The organism is Burkholderia sp. AU4i (assembly GCF_000466765.1).
GTDB lineage: Bacteria > Pseudomonadota > Gammaproteobacteria > Burkholderiales > Burkholderiaceae > Burkholderia > Burkholderia cepacia.
Genome location: NZ_ASSI01000350.1, coordinates 1 through 1513, shown reverse-complemented (window position 1 = coordinate 1513; position 1513 = coordinate 1). Strand labels below are relative to the sequence as shown.

Genomic DNA, 1513 nt, shown 5'->3' with positions numbered 1-1513 from the left:
CGGCGCCGGGCGCCGCGCCCGCTTCCGCCGCTACGGCAGCCGCCGCCAGCGGCGCAAAGGTCGAAGCCGTCGCGAAGGCGGCGCCGCCGCTCGACCTGACGATCCGCCATTTCGCGATCGACGGCGGCACGGTCAACGTCGACGACCGCGTGCCGGCAACGCCGACCGCGCTGTCGCTCACGAAGCTCGCCGCGACGCTCGACGGCCTCTCGATGCAGGGCAAGACCCCCGCGAAATACACGCTGTCGACGTCGCTGTCGCGCGGCGGCGACGTGACGGCCGAAGGCACGTTCAATCTCGCGGAGAAGCAGGCCGACAGCAAGCTGACGGTCGCCGCACTCGCGCTGCCGGCGCTGCAGCCGTACCTCGGCGAGGCCACGCGTGCGCGCGTGCTCGACGGCACGCTCGGCGCCACCGTCAATGCGAAGGCCGACTGGGGCAAGACGCCGCTCGCCGCGCAGGTCGCCGACAGCACGGTCAGCCTGAAGTCGCTGAAGATCGCGACGCCCGACGCGAAGGCGCCCGCGATCGTGTTGCCCGACGCGAGCGCGAAGATCGCGAAGGTCGACGTGGCCGCGCGCACCGCGGAGATCGCGAGCGTCGACGCGAGCGGGCTCGCGCTCGACGTGCAGCGCCTGAAGGACGGCAGGATCGACCTCGCGGCACTGGCCGAACCCGCGCAGGCGTCGGTGCCGAAGCGCACGGTCGCGCGCAAGGCCGAGGCCGCCGCGCCGTCGTGGCATTACCGGATCGATGCGCTGAACGTGAAGGATTCGTCCGCGAACTTCACCGACCTGTCGACGCCGCGCCCGGTGAAGCTGGCGATCAAGCCGCTGGAACTGTCGGTGCAGAAGATCAGCGACGACATGAGCAAGCCGCTGCCCGTGCAGTTGAAGGCGACGCTGAACCGCAAGGGCTCGCTGAACGTGACGGGCGACGTGACCGCGCAGCCGCTGAAGGTCGGCCTGAAGATCAACGGCAACCGCCTCGACGCGGCCGCGTTCGAGCCGTACTTCGGCAGCGCGCTGAACGCGACGATCGCCAGCGCGCTGCTCAACGCGCAGGGCAACCTGACGTTCGCGCAGGTGAAGGACGCCCCGCGCGCGACCTATCGCGGCGACGTCGCGCTCGTCGACGTGCGGATGCTCGACAAGGCGACCTCCGACCCGTTCGCGGGCTGGCGCTCGCTCGCGCTGACGAACCTGAAGGCGAACTACGACGAGAAGGGCACCGACGTCGACGCGGCGCGCGTGACGTTCTCGAACTTCTACGGCCGCGTGCTGCTCGATGCGCAGGGGCGGCTGAACCTGAAGGACGTGGTCGCGAAGGAGACGGGCCCGGCGCAGTCGCTCACGCGCGACGCGAGCAAGGGCGAACCGGTCCCGCTGTCGCCGGGCGTGACGCCGCCGGCTGCCGCGCAGGCCGCATCGGCCGCCGCCGCGCAGCAGGCGTCCGCGCCGGCCGCCGCGTCGGCGACGGTGGTCGTGAAGGCCGCGCAGCCGCCGCAGAACCC

1 protein-coding gene is annotated in these 1513 nt (G+C 72.0%); it reads left to right on the top strand.

Translation table 11 applies throughout. The annotated features are described in order from the left end of the window. On the top strand, positions 1-1513 hold a 1513-nt coding region (locus L810_RS42300), incomplete at both ends, for a DUF748 domain-containing protein (protein WP_042978357.1).